The organism is Rhodoferax sp. P2_H8_2 (genome assembly GCF_056403235.1).
The window spans coordinates 1-19,148 of sequence record NZ_JBFUFW010000015.1; the positions used below are offsets into that span (position 1 = coordinate 1).

The window sequence follows — 19,148 nt, forward strand, 5'->3', positions numbered from 1 at the left end:
ACTTAGGCTCACTCTCGTCGGATCGCAGGTACTTCTTCACGGTGTTGCGAGCCAGGCCTGTACGCCTGGAAATCTCACGGATGGACATCTGTTCTCGCAGTGCCCAACGTCTGATGACATTCAATGTCGCCACGTCTATCACTCCTAATATTCCCCTGCTTTAAAAACTAGCAGGGTAAGGCCTACGTGGGTCAATTTTTGGTGGAAATTACTGCTTCAAGTGGGTCAGTTTTCAACGGAAATCAACAATCTACCCCATTCGATTTTTGCAATCTTGCGGTGTCCCGAGCTTTTCTTGCTGCTGTGAGAGGTACTGCGGGGTAGCTACCCAATGCCATTCGACTTTCTTTGCCATCAGCATAGGTCTTCCAGAACCAACGCTTGGATCCGCCTGGGCTGATTTCTAGGTAGAGACCGTTCGCATCCGTGAGTCTGTGCCGCTTCTTGTCTGCGGGGCAAAGTGCATTTCTGCATTCGGCATCTGTCAACATTTGCGCCTCCACACAGGGAACAGCCTCAACCGGGGAACGGTCTATATTTTAACGGATTTTGACTGTTTTGTGCCCCGTTTTGTGCCCCGTATATGGGTTGGCAGTCAGTGAATCTTGTTGTAGGTCCTTGTAGCGTAACCCATTGATTCATAAAGAAAAAAGGCCTCCAAGTATAACTACTTGGAGGCCCTTGTACAATCTAATGGTCGGTGTGAAAGGATTCGAACCTTCGACCCCTTGCACCCCATGCAAGTGCGCTACCAGGCTGCGCCACACACCGATCAAGCCCTGAATTATAGCCTCCCGAAGAGGCCGTTTCAGAGTGCGGCGGTGAGTAATTCGCGAATCTCGAACAATTCGCGGCGCACCAGATTCAGTTGCTCGGAGCCCATCTCAGGGTCATCCACGGGCTCGCTATCGGTAAAGTCTTCAAGGTCAACATCGTCCACTTCCAGCACTTCGACGCCGTCGAGCATGACCTCACCGTTGCGCTTCTTGTCGCGCTCGCTTTGCAGCAGCTCCTGCATCTTGTTGCGCGCACCGCTGATGGTGAAGCCCTGGTCGTACAGCAAATCACGGATTCTGCGGATCATCAGCACCTCATGGTGCTGGTAGTAGCGGCGATTGCCACGCCGCTTCATAGGGCGTAGTTGCGTGAATTCCTGCTCCCAATACCGTAGCACGTGGGGTTTGACACCACATAAATCGCCGACCTCACCGATGGTGAAGTAGCGTTTGGCTGGAATGGGGGGGAGAGTTTTCTCCATTGAAATCAATGCGATACGGGGGAAAGCGTAGAGGTTACTCTAAGTTTCCCCGGTATGCAAAGACCATTTGGGAACAAGTCGCCAAACGGTTACAAGATGTTGCTAAACGGCGCTTGGCGTTTTGCCTTCAATCTGGATTTGCTCTTTGAGCTTGTGGCTGGCATGGAAGGTCACCACCCGGCGTGCTTCGATCGGAATCGCCTCGCCGGTACGCGGGTTTCGGCCCGGCCGGGGGGCTTTGGTGCGGATCTGGAAGTTGCCAAAGCCGGAAATCTTGACGTCTGTACCGTCCACCAAGCTGGCGGCGATCAGGTCAAAGAAGGCGTCGATCATGTCCTTGGACTCGCGCTTGTTCAGGCCGATCTGCTCAAACAGCAGATCCGCCAGCTGCGCTTTGGTCAGCGCCGGGGTTTCCAGGCTTTCAACAGAAAAATCCATAGTTCCTCCTCAGACCACTAAGCTCAGACCCGCTGGCGCGCGCCAACAGCCGACTGCAACTGCTCCACCACGGCTTTGACCGCCGCTTCAATCTGCTCATCGTTGAGCGTACCTTCTTCGCTATTGAGCGTCAGGCGTACGGCCAGACTGCGATCAGTCGCACCGGCTTCGGCCACAGCATCTTTTGCCAGCTTGGGGCGGTAGACGTCAAACAACTGGGCATCGCGCAGCAAACCAGCAGTCGGTGCCGCCCACACGGCAGCCATCAGGGCGGAGTGGGTCACATCGTCTGCGACGACCACTGCGATATCGCGCTGCACGGGCTGGAACTTGGCTACAGGCGCAAATTCGGGCAACTGACGTGCCAGTACGGGTTCCAGCTCCAGCTCAAACAGCATGGGTGCCTGGGGCAACTCGTAGCCTTGGCGCCATTTGGGGTGCAGTTCGCCAACATGGCCAATCACCTTGCCACCCACCAGAACCTGGGCGCAACGGCCAGGGTGCATCGCGGGATGAGTGCCGGGCTTGAACTCGGCTTTCAACGGCGCCAGCAACGCTTCCACATCACCCTTGGCGTCGAAGAAATCAACGCCCTGCTCTTTGTGGCCCCACTGCTGTGCATTGGCACTTCCACTGGCGAGCGCTGCGATGCGCATGGGCTGATCAAAGCCCTGAACCGTGCTGTCGGACTCGGGCACCGACGCATCGCGCAGGAACACGCGGCCGATCTCGAACACACGCACGCGCGGCGCCTTGCGGGCCTGGTTGAACTTCAAAACTTGTAGCAAGGAACCCAGCAGCGATGTGCGCATTACGTTCATCTGGCTTGCAATCGGGTTCATCAGCTTGATCGGGTTGGGGTTGCCCGCCAGCTCATGCTCCCAGCGGTCTTCGACGAAGCTGTAGTTGATGGTTTCCTGGTAACCCAGCGCGGCCAGCGCACGGCGCACGGCAAACGGGCTGCGCTGCGACTCGGTACGCACCTTGGCCGAGATAGGCGCCAGCGGCGGCGTGTTCGGCAGGTTGTTGTAGCCAACGATGCGCACGACTTCTTCAATCAGGTCTTCTTCGATCTGGATGTCAAAGCGATAGGCCGGCGGCGTGACGGTGATCACGCCATCCGTCTGCGTCAACGGCAGGCCGAGACGCTGCAATACGTCCACGCACTGCGCTTGCGTGACCGGCATGCCAATCACCTTGGCAGCGCGGGCCACGCGCAAGCTCACCGACGCAGGCTTGGGCACATTGGGCTGCAGGTCGTCGATCACGCCACAAGAGGACTCAGGCGTTCCGCAGATGTCCAGGATCAGCTGGGTGATGCGTTCGATGTGTTCGACGGTCAGGCTGGGGTCCACGCCACGTTCAAAGCGGTGACCGGCATCGGTAGAGAAGTTGTAGCGACGCGAGCGGCCTGCGATGGACTTGGGCCACCAGAAAGCAGCTTCGACGTAGACATGTTTCGTGTCATCGGACACGGCAGTCGCGTCGCCACCCATGATGCCGGCGAGCGACTCGACTTGCACATCATCGGCAATCACGCCGACCTTGTCGTCTACGGTGACAGTATTGCCATTGAGCAGCTTGAGTTCTTCACCGGCTTTGCCCCAGCGCACATCCAGCGTGCCATGGATCTTGTCCAGATCAAAAATGTGGCTTGGGCGGCCCAGCTCAAACATCACATAGTTGGAGATGTCCACCAGCGCGGTCACGCTGCGCTGGCCGCAACGCGCCAGGCGGTCGACCATCCACTGCGGCGTCTTGGCTTTGGTGTTGACATTGCGCACCACACGGCCAGAGAAACGGCCACACAAATCGGGCGCGCTGATCTTCACCGGCACTTTGCCCTGATTGGTCACGGCGACGGGTGCGATGACTGGTGTCAACAAGGGCGAACCGGTCAACGCAGACACTTCACGCGCCACGCCGTAAACACTCAGGCAATGTGCCAGATTGGGCGTGAGCTTCAGAGTAATGAGCGTGTCATCCAGATTCAGGTGTTCGCGGATGTTCTGGCCCAAAGGTGCATCAGCAGCCAACTCCAGCAGGCCACCATGGTCGTCCGCCAATTGCAGCTCTTTGGCCGAGCACAGCATGCCCTGGCTTTCCACGCCACGCAGCTTGCCGACCTTGATCAGGAAAGGCTTACCGTCTTCGCCCGGAGGCAACTCGGCGCCTACCAGCGCGCACGGCACACGAATGCCGACGCGCGCATTGGGTGCGCCGCAGACGATATTCAGCAGTTCGGCTTGACCGACATCAACCGTGCAGACGCGCAGGCGGTCCGCATTCGGGTGTTGCTCGGCAGTCTTGATCTCGCCGACCACGATCTTGGTAAACGGGGGCGCTACCGGTTTGAGTTCCTCCACTTCCAGACCAGCCATGGTGAGCGTCTCAGCCAGCACAGTGGTCGAGATCGGAGGATTGCAGAAGGCGCGGAGCCAGGATTCAGGGAATTGCATGTTCGGACTGACGAATTTGTTCTGATGGGATTACTGGAATTGCGACAGGAAGCGAATGTCGCCATCAAAGAACAGGCGCAGGTCGTTCACGCCATAGCGCAGCATGGCCAGACGGTCGATGCCTGAGCCGAACGCAAAGCCGATGTAGCGCTCAGGGTCCAGACCCATATTGCGGATCACTTGCGGGTGCACCTGGCCGGAGCCAGACACCTCTAGCCAGCGGCCTTTGAGAGGGCCGGATTCGAACATGATGTCGATCTCAGCGCTGGGCTCGGTGAACGGGAAGTAGCTCGGGCGAAAGCGCAATTGCAAATCGTCCGTCTCGAAGAACGTGGTGATGAAGTTCAGGTAGACCGACTTCAAATCCTTGAAGCTGATGTTCTCGCCAACCCACAGGCCTTCGACCTGGTGGAACATCGGAGAGTGCGTCGCATCGCTATCCACACGGTAAGTACGGCCGGGCGCGATCACGCGAATCTCGGGCATCGCCCCGCTGAACGGGCCAGTGCCGGTGTCGCCAGCGGCGGCGCGGTGCTTCTTGACGTGCTGTACCGCGTAGCGAATTTGCATCGGGCTGGTGTGTGTGCGCAGCAGGTTGGGCGCCGTGGCCGAGCCGCCTTCGACATAGAAGGTGTCGTGCATCGAGCGCGCGGGGTGGTCTTCTGGCGTATTGAGCGCAGTGAAGTTGAACCAGTCGGCTTCAATCTCGGGGCCTTGGGCCACATCAAAACCCATCGAGCCGAAGATGGCTTCGATGCGCTCTTGGGCGAGGGACACCGGGTGCAAACCGCCCTGCCCGCGCTGGCGGCCTGGCAAAGTCACGTCCAGTGCTTCGGCTTGGAGTTGTGCGGCGAGTTCGGCGTCGGCGAGTCCCTGGCGCGCACCATTCAGCGCTGCTTCAATCGCCTGCTTGGCGAGGTTGATCGCCGCGCCGCGGGTTTTCTTTTCTTCCACACTCAGAGCAGCCATGCCCTTCATCAGTTCGGTCATACGCCCGGACTTGCCCAGAAACAGGGCCTTGGCGTTTTCCAGGTCTGCAGGCGTGGTGGCCTGTGCAAATGCGGCCTGGGCGGCGTCGACGATGGGCTGGAGGTCGTTCATGAATGCAGGAGAGATATTTGGTTTGAATGAAAAAGGGCTAGTGCTCTTTCAAGCCCTAGCCCTTGTTCTTGGTGCGTAGACCGCTACTAAAAAAGTAGCAGTCGATCGCGAATCAAGCAGCCAGCTTGGCCTTGACTTGCTCCACGATGCCAGCAAAAGCTGCCATGTCATGAATAGCGATGTCGGACAGAACCTTACGGTCGATCTCGATACCAGCCTTCTTGATGCCATTGGCGAACTGGCTGTATGTCATACCGCACTGACGCGCAGCAGCATTGATACGGGCGATCCACAATTGGCGGAACACACGTTTCTTCGTACGACGGTCACGGTAGGCATATTGCCCAGCCTTCATTACCGCTTCTTTAGCGACACGGAAGACATTACCGCGGCGACCGCGAAAACCTTTTGCAAGGGCCAGAACTTTTTTGTGGCGGGCGCGAGCCGTTACACCACGTTTGACGCGAGGCATGTGATTACTCCTTGTTCGTCGTTAATTAAATACCCTGGCCCGGGAGCATCTGTGCCATGTGACCCATATTGGTCGCATGAACTCCAGTCGATCCGCGCAAGTGGCGTTTATTTTTGGTGGTCTTCTTGGTCAAGATGTGACGTTTGAAGGCTTGACCGCGCTTGACGGTTCCACCTGGACGGACGCGGAAGCGTTTCTTCGCCGCGCTCTTGGTCTTCATTTTGGGCATAGTAATGCTCCTTCTACTTTGTGCTCGTGAGGCGTCTGGGAAACTACTCCCAGCCTTGTTGGCCCCGAGCCACTTTTTAGTGTTGAGTTTTGAGGCTCTTCACTTTGCAGCAGACCTTTCGATCTACTACTTCATTCCTGCCAGTGACCGTACTGGCAGAAAGAATTCCTTACGTTGCCGACTGCGTTTCCGCTACCGGCTTGGCAACTGCGCCTGGCTTCTTACGGCCCGGTGCAATCATCATGATCATCTGGCGGCCTTCCAACTTGGGAAACTGCTCAACAATGATCGTGTCACCCAACTCGTCGCGCATACGCTGCAACATCGCCAGACCAATTTCCTGGTGGGTGATTTCGCGACCCCGGAAACGCAAAGTGATCTTGCACTTGTCGCCTTCGGCCAAGAAACGCTTGATATTGCGCATCTTGATGTTGTAGTCGCCGTCATCCGTACCCGGGCGGAACTTGATCTCTTTGATCTCAATAACCGTCTGCTTGGACTTTGCTTCCGCAGCTTTCTTCTGTTCCTGGTACTTGAACTTGCCGTAATCCATCAAACGACAGACCGGCGGATTCGCCGTGGCAGAAATTTCAACCAGATCCACATCCAGCTCGCCCGCTTGTCGCAGGGCTTCCATCAAGCTAACGACACCGAGAGGTTCGTTTTCAGGACCAGAGAGGCGGACCTCTGGGGCCATGATTTCACGGTTCAGGCGGTGTTTGCGTTCTTCACGCTGACGGCGGTCACGAGGTTCAGTAGCGATGGCTCAATCCTTCACAATGGTTTGCTACAAAAATAGTAGCTAATACCGCACAGTACACGCGGGCAAACCAACGTTTCCTTGGATTAAACCGAAGTTACTCTCCTTAGTTAGCCGACTTGTTGGCAACATCACCCAGGACTTTTTGCGTAAACGCTTCCAGGGACATTGCTCCGAGGTCTTCTCCACCCCGGGCGCGCACTGCGACGGCGCCAGCTGCCATCTCCTTGTCACCCACGACAAGCAAGTACGGCAGCTTTTGCATCGAATGCTCCCGTATTTTATACGTAATCTTCTCGTTGCGCAGGTCTAAATTGACCCTAAGCCCTTGATTTTGCAGTGTTTTGGCCACTTTCTTGGCATATTCGGCCTGGGCGTCGGTGATATTCAGCACCGCAATCTGGATGGGCGCCAGCCAAGCAGGCAGGGCTCCGGCGCTCTCCTCGATCAAGATTCCGATGAAACGCTCCAGGCTGCCGACGATGGCTCGGTGCAGCATGATGGGGCGGTGGCGTGCACCATCTTCACCCACAAAGTCTGCATCCAGACGCTCCGGCATGTTCGGATCCACCTGAATCGTGCCGCACTGCCACGGACGACCCAAGGCATCTTTCAGTGTGTATTCGATTTTGGGGCCGTAGAACGCACCCTCGCCGGGCAGGTACTCGAAATCGCAACCCGAGGCACGCAAGCCTTCAGCCAAAGCGTTTTCAGCCCGATCCCAGCTCTCTTCGGTGCCAATGCGCTTCTCCGGGCGGGTCGACAGCTTGTAGATGATATTGTGGAAACCAAAGTCCGCATAGACCTTTTGCAGCAGGGTCGTGAACGCCACCACTTCAGCCTGGATCTGGTCTTCGGTACAGAAGATGTGGCCGTCGTCCTGTGTGAAGGCGCGCACGCGCATGATGCCGTGCAGACCGCCCGAAGGCTCATTGCGGTGGCAGGCGCCAAACTCACCAAAGCGCAGCGGAAGGTCACGGTAGCTCTTCAGCCCTTGCTTGTAAATCAGGATGTGGCCAGGGCAGTTCATCGGCTTTAGCGCGTAATCGCGCTTTTCTGATTCCGTAATGAACATGTTCTCGCGGTATTTGTCCCAGTGGCCGGTCTTCTCCCACAGGCTCTTGTCGATGATCTGCGGGCCTTTGACTTCCAGGTAACCGTTGTCCTGGTAGACCTTACGCATGTACTGTTCCACGCCCTGCCACAGCGTCCAGCCCTTGGGGTGCCAGAACACGGTGCCGGGCGAATGCTCGTCGATGTGGAACAGGTCCAGTTCGCGGCCCAGCTTGCGATGGTCGCGTTTTTCGGCCTCCTCGAGCATCGTCAAATGCTGCTGCAGCTCGTCCTTGGTGGCCCAGGCTGTGCCGTAAATGCGTTGCAACATTTCGTTCTTGTGGTCGCCGCGCCAGTAGGCGCCGGCCACCTTCATCAACTTGAAGAACTTCAGCTTGCCGGTGCTGGGCACGTGCGGGCCGCGGCACAGGTCTTCGAACTTGCCTTCGCGGTACAGCGACACGTCTTGATCAGCCGGAATGCTCTCAATGATCTCGGCCTTGTAGTGCTCGCCCAGGCTCTTGAAATAGGCCACCGCTTCATCACGTGGCAACACGCGGCGGGAGACTGGCTCGTCCAGAGACGCCAATTGCGTCATTTTTTTCTCAATCGCCGCCAGATCTTCCGGCGTGAACGGGCGCTTGTACGAGAAGTCGTAGAAGAAGCCGTGCTCGATCACCGGGCCAATCGTCACTTGCGCATCCGGGAACAAGTCTTTTACCGCATACGCCAACAAGTGGGCTGTCGAGTGGCGGATGACTTCCAGGCCGTCGGCGTCTTTCGCGGTGATGATGGACAGCGCGCTGTCGGCCTGCATCTGGAAGCTGGTGTCCACGACCTTGCCATCCACCTTGCCAGCCAGAGCGGCTTTGGCAAGTCCTGCGCCAATGGAGGCAGCCACTTCGGCCACGGTGACCGGGCCGGGGAATTCGCGTTTGGAACCGTCGGGAAGCGTGATGTTGATCATGGTGAATACCGAGAAAGAGTGAATCAGAAAAGCAAAAAGCGCGGAGAGGTCCGCGCTTTACTATGAATTTGGTAGCTGGCTGCGCACAAGGCGCGCGGACTACGGCCTTATCGCAAAGAAGAAGTCGCCGGTGTAGTTCGCGGTGTCATAACCAGATTGCCTTTCTCGCTCTTATATAAAAGTGGATACGGGATTTTAACCGCAGTCAGGGCTGCAATGGCCAACGACCCAACACATCGTAAATGCCTTCACCTCTGTGGCTCCTGATCAACACAAACTCATGCGCCGTCCAACGCACCGGTTCGACAGCGTGTTCAGCGACAACATGCTTGTCGTATGCCAGTGTCATGTGCGGTGTGAAGCTTCGCTTGACGCGCAGGCCTTGGCTCTGTAATGCCTCGCCCAATTCCTCTCGAAAGGCAGTCAGTTGTCGCGCTCCCTCAACGCCCGTCAATACATAGGTCCCGCTGCTGGGGTAGCTCAGCGCACGATCGAGCACCACGTCAAATGCATTGCAAGCCAGCGCGTCGCCGGCCCGGATTGCCGCGTCCACCAAGTGTTGCGGCACCTCTGTGAAATTGCCTAAATCATGCAGCGTCACATACAGCCGGTGTGGCAACAGCGGCTTACCGGTGAGCCCATGTGCTTTGAGCAACATGCCGGCGAAGTGGGAAATCTCCACGGAATCATCTGGCATGGGAAAGATCGACAAGAACAGCGAATAGGGCTCGTGCTCGCCTTTCAGTTTCGACTTGCTCTTCGGCGCGGGCGGTGGTGGCGATTCGCCAAAACCGGGGAAAGAAATCTGTCCATCCATGGTTACTCCTCCAATTAAAAATGGGATCCAGCCATCAGTTTTGGCCCGCCACGGCCGATATTAAACAAGGCCCCGCTCTTTCAATGCAAATTTCCAGCACCACCGCCCTCCTCGCCTCTTCCCGGCCGCAGAGCAATGCCACCACGTCGGGCACGACTTCGTCTGCAAGCACCCGTGCTGCTTTGCTCCCGCAAACCCAGCTCACACTGGCCTCCGCTTTCAGCACAGGCGCTGCCTACGTCACGCAAATGCCCAACGACATGGCGGACGAAGATCTGACCTACGATGCGCTGGGCAAGGTGCGCCTGACCGGCAATCAGCTTCAAGTCTGGGAGCAGTCACCCGACGATGCTGTAAGTCAGCTTTTGGCCCGCAATGCCGGTAGCAACACCTCCTCTGTACGGCTATCCGGCGTAGGCAGCGCGTTGCTGGACAATCTTGGCAACGGCGCCGTCAATTACCGGCAAACGCTCGCAAACACTACCGCCCCGTCCTCGCGCAGCCAGATCCAGGCCAAGGCGAGTTATGCCCTGAACAGTGTGCAAAGCCAACCCAGCGGGCGCTTAGAAATGCAAATCCAGACGCGTTCGGGTGCGACCGTCACGCTGCGCATCGTAGATCAACAAAACGGGGATGCCGGCACCACCGGCCTCACTGCCGAGCTACAGGTGGAAGGCCCGCTCAGCGCTGCCGAGAGAACTGCCGTGCAGGCGCTGGCGGAAGGATTCGAGCGCACGCTGCAAGGCCTGGCCAGTGATGATCCGCAAGTAGATCTGGAGAAGCTCGGCCAATTCGACAGCAGTTTGATCACACAGATTGACCTGAAGGCCAACTTCTACAAAGTCGATCAATTCGGCAGCCGCTCCCAGAAACTGGGCATCAGTTTTAGCGCCAACGCCAACCTGCGCGAGATCAAGCTGGCGCGCCCGGAGGGCGAGGTCAGTATGTCGGTCGACCTGCGGCAACCCGCGTTCTGGGGCAGCGCTGCGCAAAAAGCCAAGGCCGTTGACGTCTACCTGGCGCGCATGGACAAAGCCGCCGCGCGCGGACACGCCGACCGCAATGCGGTGGAGTTGTTCAAGTCCACGTTCTCAGCGCTTACCGCCTCGTACGGAGCGCTGGATACCCAAAACCCCGGCTCCTCCATCAATGCGATGCGCGCAGAAGATGCAAGCTTGCTGACCGGGCTGGCCGACTTCAAGGCGCAGCTGACAGCCACATCAAAGGCCATCAACCCACGCAGGCGCTGGGAACTGGACCGGTTCCAATACACCGTGGACCAGACCACGACAAATGCAGGCTCAGCAGGCAGCAGCCGTACCGTGGCCCAAACGCAAAATGCGCACCTCAGCGCAGCCTGGCACGAGCAACTGTTCTCGCAGGCACCACCGACGCTGGACGACAGCCCCGAATCGCAAAATTACTATTACAAGCAATTGGAAGAGAGCACTGTGATCGAGGTACAGCTCCAATTCGACGACAAGAACAGACTGATAGCCGCCAGCCTGACCCAATTCGTCACACAGTCCCTGCGCACCCAGAAGATTGAAAACGACAAGCTTCAGGAAGAGACCAGTGAAACCAAAAGCCCACAACCGAAGTCGACAGACTTGATGCCGCGGATCCGCGAGTTGCGAGACCGGGAAGACGGGCACGATATCTCGCCCCAGGAAAAGCAACAAATGCTGGCCGCCTGGAACAACCTGATCCTGCAAGAGCCCAGCCTATAAAAAAAGCCCGGCACGCAAGTGCCGGGCTTTTTAGAGGGACGCCTTTAGGGCTGTATTTAGTGGAACTGCTCTTCTTCGGTGGAGCCGGTCAGCGCCGTCACGCTGGACTTGCCGCCCTGGATCACCGTGGTGATTTCGTCGAAGTAACCCGTGCCCACTTCCTGTTGGTGTGACACGAAGCTGTAGCCGCGCTCGCGGGCTGCGAATTCGGGTTCTTGTACCTTTTCCACGTAGGCAGACATGCCGCGCTTCACGTAGTCTTGCGCCAGGTCGAACATGTGGTACCACATGTTGTGGATGCCAGCCAGCGTGATGAACTGGTACTTGTAGCCCATTGCGCCGAGTTCCTTCTGGAACTTGGCGATGGTTGCATCGTCCAGGTTCTTCTTCCAGTTGAACGATGGCGAGCAGTTGTAGGCCAGCATCTTGCCGGGGTGCTTGGCGTGCACGGCTTCTGCGAACTTGCGGGCAAATTCCAGATCGGGCGTACCGGTTTCGCACCACACCAGATCGGCGTACTCGGCGTAAGCCACTGCGCGGCTGATAGCCTGGTCCATACCCTTCTTGGTCTTGTAGAAGCCTTCGGCAGTGCGCTCGCCGGTCAGGAATGGCTTGTCGTTTTCGTCGTAGTCGCTGGTCAACAGATCTGCAGCTTCGGCATCAGTACGGGCGATCACCAGAGTTGGCACGCCGTAGACGTCGGCAGCCATACGGGCAGCGATCAGCTTCTGGCAGGCTTCGGTCGTAGGAACCAATACCTTGCCACCCATGTGACCACATTTCTTCACGGAGGCCAGTTGGTCTTCGAAGTGCACGCCGCCTGCGCCAGCGCGAATCATGGCCTTCATCAGTTCGTATGCGTTCAACACGCCCCCGAAACCGGCTTCGGCATCAGCGACGATAGGTGCGTGATAGTCGATGTAGCCAGCGTCGCCAGGGCCAACGCCTTTGGACCACTGGATTTCATCGGCACGGGTGAACGAGTTGTTGATGCGCTCGACCACCTTTGGCACCGAGTCCACGGGGTACAAAGACTGGTCGGGGTACATCGCGGAGTATTCGTTGTTGTCGGCGGCGACTTGCCAGCCCGACAGGTAGATGGCCTTCACGCCGGCCTTGACCTGTTGCATCGCTTGACCACCGGTCAGCGCGCCCAGACAGTTCACATAGGGCTCGTTGTTCACCAGATCCCACAGTTTCTCTGCACCGCGGCGAGCCAACGTGTGCTCGACCTGGAAAGAACCACGCAGACGCACGACATCAGCAGCGGTGTATCCGCGCTTGATCCCCTTCCAGCGGGGATTAGTGGCCCAGTCTTTTTCGAGGGCAGCGATTTGCTGCTCGCGGCTCAGTTGCTCGGTGAATGATTGCGGCATGAGAACACTCCTAGGTTGGTTAAATCAGCGGGGCGCCGATTGCCATGCAATTCCGGTGCCCATGATTGAATTCTAGTCTTATATAAGACATATTTTCAATCTTGTGTCTTATATAAGACTATATTTTTCACCAATTAAATCAACGACTTATAGTTTCAATTTCTCAATATGGAATCATCTATCTGTCATTTGAAAAAATGGGATTGGTGTGCAAGATTCTTTGTTTCGCATTATGAAAACAAATAATGCATCTCAAAAAGCAGCGGCATAGCGCCGCATTTCTGAGGTGCGCTTTGCAGGCGGAACGCGGTTCGGCCATCCGCTCTTGGGGGATTTTTATAACCAAATTGGCCTCTAGCGCCCGTAGAATAGGCGTGAGCAGCTATCAAAGGTATAGCACCATAAAAATGGCGGTGTCAGCCAAGCCACCGCCATCACCTATCGCGGCAGAAGCAATCAGACCAGCACGGAGTCCAGAATGCCCATCGCTTCGTCGAACACCGCGTCTTCAATCGTCAGCGGGAACAGGAAGCGGACAACGTTGCCATAGACACCGCACGTCAGCAACAACAGGCCTTTCTTCAATGCGGCCATTTGCACTTCTTTGGTCTTGTCAGCATCAGGTGCGCCGGTGGTCGGATTGACAAATTCGACTGCCACCATCGCGCCCAATGCGCGGATATCGCCCATGGTCTTGTTCTTGGTTTTTGCAATTTCCAGTTTGACTTTCAAACGGTCGCCCAGCAGTTGCGCGCGTTCAGGCAGTTTTTCTTCTGCCATCACATCCAGCACCGCATGCGCGGCAGCCACCGCCAACGGATTGCCGGCGTAGGTGCCGCCCAGACCGCCAGGGTGCGGCGCGTCCATCACATCAGCGCGGCCGACAACAGCCGACAGCGTGGTGCCGCCCGCCATGCTCTTGGCCATGGTCATGATGTCGGGCGACACACCGAGGTGCTCCATCGCAAACATCTTGCCGGTGCGCGCGAAGCCGGTTTGCACTTCATCTGCAATCAGCAAAATGCCGTGCTCATCGCACAGCGAGCGCAGCCACTTTGCGGCCTCCTTCGTGATCGGGTTGAAACCGCCCTCACCCTGCACCGGCTCGAAAATAATGGCCGCGACCCGGGCCGGTTCGATATCGCACTTGAACAGCTGCTCGATACCGGCCTTGCAAGCAGCAAAGCTTTCCGCATCCATAGGGAACGGTGCGTGGTACGTCTCAGGCGCAAACGGGCCAAAGCCTGCCTTGTAAGGTTGCACTTTGCCAGTCAGGCCCACTGCAAAGAGGCTGCGGCCATGGAAGGCGCCGCCAAAGGCAATCACACCAGCGCGCTTGGTGTACGAGCGCGCGATCTTGATCGCGTTTTCGACGGCTTCCGCACCGGTCGAGAAGAAAGCTGATTTCACAGTGCCTGCTATCGGCGCAATCGCGTTGATGCGCTCGGCAAGCAGCACATATTCTGCGTACGGCACGACCTGGTAGCAGGTGTGCGTGAAACGCTGCAACTGGGCTGCGATCGCAGCTTGCACTTTGGGATGCACGTGGCCGGTGTTCAGCACCGCAATACCGCCGGCGAAATCGATAAAGCGACGGCCTTCGATGTCCCATAGTTCGGCGTTCTTCGCGTGATCGATAAAAAAATCACCGAATACAGCAACACCGCGCGGCGTGGCGGCCAGACGGCGAGCATGCCATTCAGCGTTGGTACCGGCGCTGGCGCCTGCGGCTTGCGCGGTGGGTTTCAGGATGGCGTTCATGGTGTCGTCCTCAAAAAAGTCTTCAGTTTCAGTATGGTCATGTCAGACGGGAGAATCAATACGAATCCAGGTGGTCTTGGTCTCTGTGTATTTATCGAAAGCGTGCAGGGATTTGTCGCGCCCCACACCGCTTTGCTTGTAGCCGCCGAATGGCACAGTGATGTCGTCTTCGTCGTACTGGTTCACGTGCACGGTGCCGGCGCGCAGCGCACGTGCCACGCCATGTGCCTTGTTCAGGTCGCTGGTCCAGACGCCAGCCTGCAAACCGTAGACGCTGGCGTTGGCTTGTTTCAAGACCTCGGCCGTGTCCGTGAACGACAGCACCGACAACACCGGCCCGAAGATTTCTTCGCGGCAAATGGTCATGTCGGGTGTCACGCCGTCAAAGATCGTGGGCTGCACATAGCAACCACCAGTCTCGGTCAATGCCTGCTCGCCACCCGCCAGCACTTTGGCGCCTTCGGACTTGCCGCTTTCGATGTAACGCAAAACGGTATCCATTTGCACCTTGTCGACCAGCGCACCCATCACCGTCGTGGGCAAAGTTGGGTTGGCAGGTGCGTATCCGGGAACCAGCTTGAGCGCCTTCTCCAGAAAGCGCTCTTTGATGCTGGCTTCGACAAACAGACGCGACGGTGCGTTGCAGCTCTCGCCCTGGTTGAAGAAGATACTGCCCACTGCGGCCTCCACCGCCTTGTCCAGATTCGGGCAATCGGCAAACACGATGTTGGGCGACTTGCCACCCAGCTCGGTCCAGGCACGTTTCAAATTGCTCTGACCGGCCATCACGTGGATCTGCTTGCCCACGCGGGTGGAGCCGGTGAAGGCGATGCAGTCCACATCCATATGCAAGGCCAGCGGCGAGCCAGCCTCCGGGCCAAAGCCAGTAACGACGTTGAACACACCTTCGGGAATACCGGCTTCCAGCGCCAGGTCAGCAAAACGCAATGCGGTTAGCGGCGATTTTTCGCTGGGCTTGAGCACGACGGAGTTACCCGCTGCCAACGCAGGCGCAATCTTCCAGCTCGCCATGATCATCGGGTAGTTCCATGGCACGATGACGCCGACCACACCGACCGGCTCGCGCGTGATCAGTGCCAGCGCGGTGCGGGGCGTTGGAGCAATCTCGTCGTATACCTTGTCGACCGCCTCACCGTACCAGCGCAGGCAATTCGCCGCGCTGTTGACGTCTACCGACTTGGCGTACTGCACCGGCTTGCCCATATCCAGCGTTTCGGTCATCGCCAGTTCATCGGCATGTGCCAGCACCAGATCGGCAAAGCGGATCATCACGCGTTTGCGCGCAGCAGGGGCCATGCCGGACCAGCGTCGGTCTTCAAACGCCTGGCGCGCAGCAGACACGGCGGCGCTGATATCGGCTTCACTACAACGCGCGACTTGCGTGAGGATGCGACCGTCGACCGGGGATATGCAATCAAACAACCGGCCGTCGTGCGCGGCAACGCGTTTGCCGTTGACCATCGCGCGGCCGTCGAATGTCAGCGTGCTGGAGGGAGTAGACATATCGGTTTCCTTATTTCAAGCCATTGCCATGTATGAACTGGACGCATCAATGCATTCGAAATTGGCACTATTCAGACCCACAAAGTACAAACGGGGACGGCATTGCTGCCGACCCCGTTTCAGGCGATTCTAGAAGAAGTTGGATCAGAACGCCACCACCAGAGAATCCACAAATATCGCAACACTTGGCACTTGTCGCTCAACCATTGCGGTAGGCCGCGTTCATTTCCTGCGCACGGCGCTTCTCGGCGCGTGACATCCAGATACTTATGGCAAAGATCCCCAGGCTCACCACCGCCACGGTCAGCGTCGCCACGGTGTTCACGCTGGGATTTAGCCCCAAGCGTGCACGGCCGAAAATCTCGATGGGCATGGTGTTGTAGCCAGGTGCGTTCAGAAATTGCGTCAACACCACGTCGTCCAGAGACAGCGTGAAAGTCAACAGCCAAGCAGAGCCAATCGCCTGAACAATCAGCGGCAGCGTGACCAGGAAGAACACCTGCAAAGGACGGCACCCTAGGTCTTGCGCGGCTTCTTCCAGAGAAGGACTCATCTCCTGCAGGCGTGACAACACCACGACCGTCGCATAGGCCATGCCCAGCAAAGTGTGACCCATCCAGATCGTGCCAAAGCCCTTTTCCGGAAATCCAAGCAGACGCTGGGCAGACACCACCATCAGGAGCAAGGACAGACCGATGATGACTTCCGGCATCACCAGCGGTGAATTGACCATGCCGGCAAACAGCGTGCGCCCCGGGAAGCGCTTGAACCGGTGCAGCGACAGTGCCGCCAAGGTTCCGAGCACCACGGAACCACAAGCGGTCAGGAAAGCAATTTCCAGCGACAACTTGAAGCCTGAGATCAGCTTGTCATCGCCGGCCAGTTCCTGGTACCAGCGCAGCGACCAGCCGCCCCAGGTCGTCACCATGGGGCTTTCGTTGAAGCTGAGCACAATCAGCGTGACGATGGGCAGGTACAGGAATACAAAGACACTGGTCATCCAGAATCTGGCCGTCAGGGCGCCTGTGTTGAATTTCATGCCCGACCTCCCTGCACGTTTTCGGCCTGGTATTTGTTAAAAAAGGCCAGCGGCACGATGATCAGCAGAATCATCACCACAGCAACCGTAGCCGCCATCGGCCAGTCGTTGTTGCTGAAGAACTCATCCCACAGTACGCGACCGATCATCAGTGTCTCCGGGCCACCCAGCAGCTCAGGGATCACGTACTCGCCAATGCAGGGAATGAACACCAGCATCGAGCCAGCAATGATGCCGTTCTTGGACAGCGGCACAGTGATGCGCCAGAAGGCTTGCCAAGGCGTGGCACCTAAATCGAGCGCAGCTTCCAGTAAGCGCAAATCCATCTTTACCAAGTTGGCATACAGCGGAAGGATCATGAATGGCACATACATATAGACCATGCCCAGCACCAGCGAAAACGGTGTGTTCATCATCTTGATGGGCTCATCGATCAGGCCCACCGCCAGCATGACGTTGTTGAACACGCCGCTGTCTGACAGCAGCATCTTCCAGGCGTAGACACGCAAAAGAAACGATGTCCAGAATGGCAGCATCACCAGCATCAGCAGCGCAGGCCGCTTCTCGGCCGGGCTTCGGGCCATGAAGTAGGCAAAGGGATAGGCAATCGCCAGACAGATGACGGTGGTGATTGCGGCAAACTTGATAGAACTCAGGTAAGCCGAAAAGTACAGCGAGTCCTGCGTCAGGCTCACGTAGTTGCTGAACTTGACGGTCAGCGTCACCGCCTCGTCCGTCCAGGTCAGGATGTCGTTGAAGATCACCACGCCCATCTCGGACACACTGATCTTCAACACCACCAGAAATGGCAGCAGGAAGACGATCAGCAGGAACAGCATGGGCACGCCAATGACGGCGGCCTTGCCCCATGAGCCGGTCAGCTTGTCGTATAGATAAAAGCCCTTGGAGAACCCCTTGGGCGCAATGGCAGGAATGGAGTTGGCCATCTGCGCCTCAGCTGGTCAGTACGACAACGTCGCTGCCGCACCACCACACATACACCTTGTCACCCCAGGTCAGTGGTGTCACGGTGTGCCTTGCCGCATTGGTGTGCGTTACCTTGACAACCATGCCGGTATCCAGCTTGACGTGGTAGGTCGTCAGGCTGCCCAAATACGCCAGGTCTTCGATCACGCCTGGCGCGATATTGAAGCCCACTTCGGCAGCCGATTCGCGCTCGCCATCTGCAGGCGGATTCGCCGTGATTGACATCTTCTCTGGCCGCACCGCAACATGCACCTCCATACCTTCAGTGCCGGTGATACCGTGGCTCACATAGTGTTTGCACTCCGGCGTTTCGATGACCACATGGTCGGGCTCGTCCTTGGTGACCTTGCCCTTGAACAGATTCACCGTGCCAATGAAATCGGCCACAAAACGGCAGTTCGGAGTTTCGTAAATGTCGCTGGGCGCACCGATCTGCAGGATCTTGCCTTCACTCATCACACCGATACGCGTGGCCATGGTCATGGCCTCTTCCTGGTCGTGCGTAACCATCACGCAGGTCACGCCGACCTGTTCGATGATGTCGACCAATTCGAGCTGGGTGCGCTGACGCAACTTGGCATCCAGCGCGCCCAGTGGTTCATCGAGTAACAAAAGCTTGGGCCGCTTGGCCAGGCTGCGCGCCAGCGCCACACGCTGCTGCTGACCGCCTGACAACTGGTGCGGCTTGCGCTTGGCGTACTGTTTGAGCTGAACCAGCTCCAGCATCTGTGTCACGCGCTCTTCGATCTGGGCCTTGGGCATGCCATCGCGGTGCAGGCCGAAAGCGATGTTGTCCCACACCGTCAAGTGCGGAAACAAGGCGTAGCTCTGGAACATCATGTTGATGGGCCGCTCGTAGGGTGCGAGGCCTACGATGTCCTGGCCTGCCAGCAGGATCTGGCCGGACGTAGGTGTCTCGAATCCCGCCAGCATGCGCAAAAGCGTGGATTTGCCGCAACCGGATGAGCCCAGCAGCGCGAATATCTCGCCCTTTTGGATATCCAGTGTGACTTCGTCTACCGCAAACACATCGTCAAACTTCTTGACGATACGCTTGATCTGCAGAAACGGTGCGGCATTGACTGCCGCCGCGGATTTGGAATTCGAGTTCATGGCTACCAAAATATTCTTGTTTCTACTTCAGCCTCGATTTTCGCAAAATTTTGCCCAGGTATTG

Annotated in this window: 18 protein-coding genes and 1 tRNA gene; 1 reads left to right on the plus strand and 18 read right to left on the minus strand. The window is 57.5% G+C overall.

What is annotated here, in order from left to right; translation table 11 throughout:
• The 12 genes from AC1DV6_RS18145 to AC1DV6_RS18200 all read right to left on the minus strand — a co-directional run.
• A partial coding sequence (locus AC1DV6_RS18145) for a helix-turn-helix domain-containing protein (RefSeq protein WP_477977693.1) occupies positions 1–142 on the minus strand: 142 nt, incomplete at its 3' end.
• A gap of 100 nt (positions 143–242) precedes the next feature.
• Complete coding sequence (locus AC1DV6_RS18150; protein ID WP_477979950.1) at positions 243–491, minus strand: Arm DNA-binding domain-containing protein; 249 nt, start codon at positions 489–491, stop codon at positions 243–245.
• A 203-nt stretch (positions 492–694) separates the two neighbouring features.
• Positions 695–771, minus strand: a tRNA-Pro gene (locus AC1DV6_RS18155).
• A 37-nt stretch (positions 772–808) separates the two neighbouring features.
• A complete protein-coding gene (locus AC1DV6_RS18160; protein WP_477979951.1) occupies positions 809–1,258 on the minus strand; it encodes a MerR family transcriptional regulator in 450 nt (149 codons plus the stop codon).
• A gap of 102 nt (positions 1,259–1,360) precedes the next feature.
• On the minus strand, positions 1,361–1,696 hold the full coding sequence (locus tag AC1DV6_RS18165; RefSeq protein ID WP_477979952.1) for an integration host factor subunit alpha: 336 nt from the start codon (positions 1,694–1,696) through the stop codon (positions 1,361–1,363).
• 23 nt (positions 1,697–1,719) lie between these two features.
• The gene (gene pheT, locus AC1DV6_RS18170; protein ID WP_477979953.1) at positions 1,720–4,155 is read right to left on the minus strand and encodes a phenylalanine--tRNA ligase subunit beta; all 2,436 of its coding nucleotides are present in this window, start codon (positions 4,153–4,155) and stop codon (positions 1,720–1,722) included.
• 30 nt (positions 4,156–4,185) lie between these two features.
• Positions 4,186–5,256, minus strand: a complete 1,071-nt coding sequence (gene pheS / locus AC1DV6_RS18175) for a phenylalanine--tRNA ligase subunit alpha (RefSeq protein WP_477979954.1) — start codon at positions 5,254–5,256, stop codon at positions 4,186–4,188.
• A 112-nt stretch (positions 5,257–5,368) separates the two neighbouring features.
• Entirely contained in the window at positions 5,369–5,728 is a 360-nt protein-coding gene (gene rplT, locus AC1DV6_RS18180) for a 50S ribosomal protein L20 (RefSeq protein WP_029707659.1), read from the minus strand.
• Positions 5,729–5,753: 25 nt separating this feature from the next.
• Positions 5,754–5,957 carry a 50S ribosomal protein L35 gene (rpmI, locus tag AC1DV6_RS18185; protein WP_477979955.1) on the minus strand — a complete coding sequence of 68 codons (204 nt, stop codon included), beginning with the start codon at positions 5,955–5,957 and terminating at the stop codon, positions 5,754–5,756.
• Positions 5,958–6,126: 169 nt separating this feature from the next.
• A complete protein-coding gene (gene infC, locus AC1DV6_RS18190) occupies positions 6,127–6,720 on the minus strand; it encodes a translation initiation factor IF-3 (RefSeq protein ID WP_477980013.1) in 594 nt (197 codons plus the stop codon).
• A 103-nt stretch (positions 6,721–6,823) separates the two neighbouring features.
• Positions 6,824–8,737 (minus strand): threonine--tRNA ligase, encoded by a 1,914-nt coding sequence (gene thrS, locus AC1DV6_RS18195; RefSeq protein WP_477979956.1) that lies wholly within the window; start codon positions 8,735–8,737, stop codon positions 6,824–6,826.
• Between the two features lie 205 nt (positions 8,738–8,942).
• Entirely contained in the window at positions 8,943–9,554 is a 612-nt protein-coding gene (locus AC1DV6_RS18200; protein ID WP_477979957.1) for a 2'-5' RNA ligase family protein, read from the minus strand.
• 83 nt (positions 9,555–9,637) lie between these two features.
• On the opposite strand from AC1DV6_RS18200, the gene AC1DV6_RS18205 reads away from it, so the two are divergent.
• Positions 9,638–11,284: a hypothetical protein gene (locus AC1DV6_RS18205; RefSeq protein WP_477979958.1), complete on the plus strand. Its 1,647-nt coding sequence runs from the start codon at positions 9,638–9,640 to the stop codon at positions 11,282–11,284.
• Positions 11,285–11,340: 56 nt separating this feature from the next.
• On the opposite strand, the gene aceA is transcribed toward AC1DV6_RS18205, so the two are convergent.
• The 6 genes from aceA to AC1DV6_RS18235 form a co-directional block, all read right to left on the minus strand.
• A complete protein-coding gene (gene aceA, locus AC1DV6_RS18210; RefSeq protein WP_477979959.1) occupies positions 11,341–12,660 on the minus strand; it encodes an isocitrate lyase in 1,320 nt (439 codons plus the stop codon).
• Positions 12,661–13,116: 456 nt separating this feature from the next.
• Complete coding sequence (gene gabT, locus AC1DV6_RS18215; protein WP_477979960.1) at positions 13,117–14,421, minus strand: 4-aminobutyrate--2-oxoglutarate transaminase; 1,305 nt, start codon at positions 14,419–14,421, stop codon at positions 13,117–13,119.
• 42 nt (positions 14,422–14,463) lie between these two features.
• The gene (locus AC1DV6_RS18220; protein WP_477979961.1) at positions 14,464–15,945 is read right to left on the minus strand and encodes an aldehyde dehydrogenase; all 1,482 of its coding nucleotides are present in this window, start codon (positions 15,943–15,945) and stop codon (positions 14,464–14,466) included.
• Between the two features lie 199 nt (positions 15,946–16,144).
• Positions 16,145–16,984 (minus strand): ABC transporter permease, encoded by an 840-nt coding sequence (locus tag AC1DV6_RS18225; protein ID WP_477979962.1) that lies wholly within the window; start codon positions 16,982–16,984, stop codon positions 16,145–16,147.
• Positions 16,981–17,931, minus strand: a complete 951-nt coding sequence (locus AC1DV6_RS18230; protein WP_477979963.1) for an ABC transporter permease subunit — start codon at positions 17,929–17,931, stop codon at positions 16,981–16,983. The genes AC1DV6_RS18225 and AC1DV6_RS18230 overlap by 4 nt, the downstream gene beginning before the upstream one ends.
• A 7-nt stretch (positions 17,932–17,938) precedes the next feature.
• On the minus strand, positions 17,939–19,084 hold the full coding sequence (locus AC1DV6_RS18235; protein ID WP_477979964.1) for an ABC transporter ATP-binding protein: 1,146 nt from the start codon (positions 19,082–19,084) through the stop codon (positions 17,939–17,941).
• Positions 19,085–19,148: the final 64 nt, after the last annotated feature.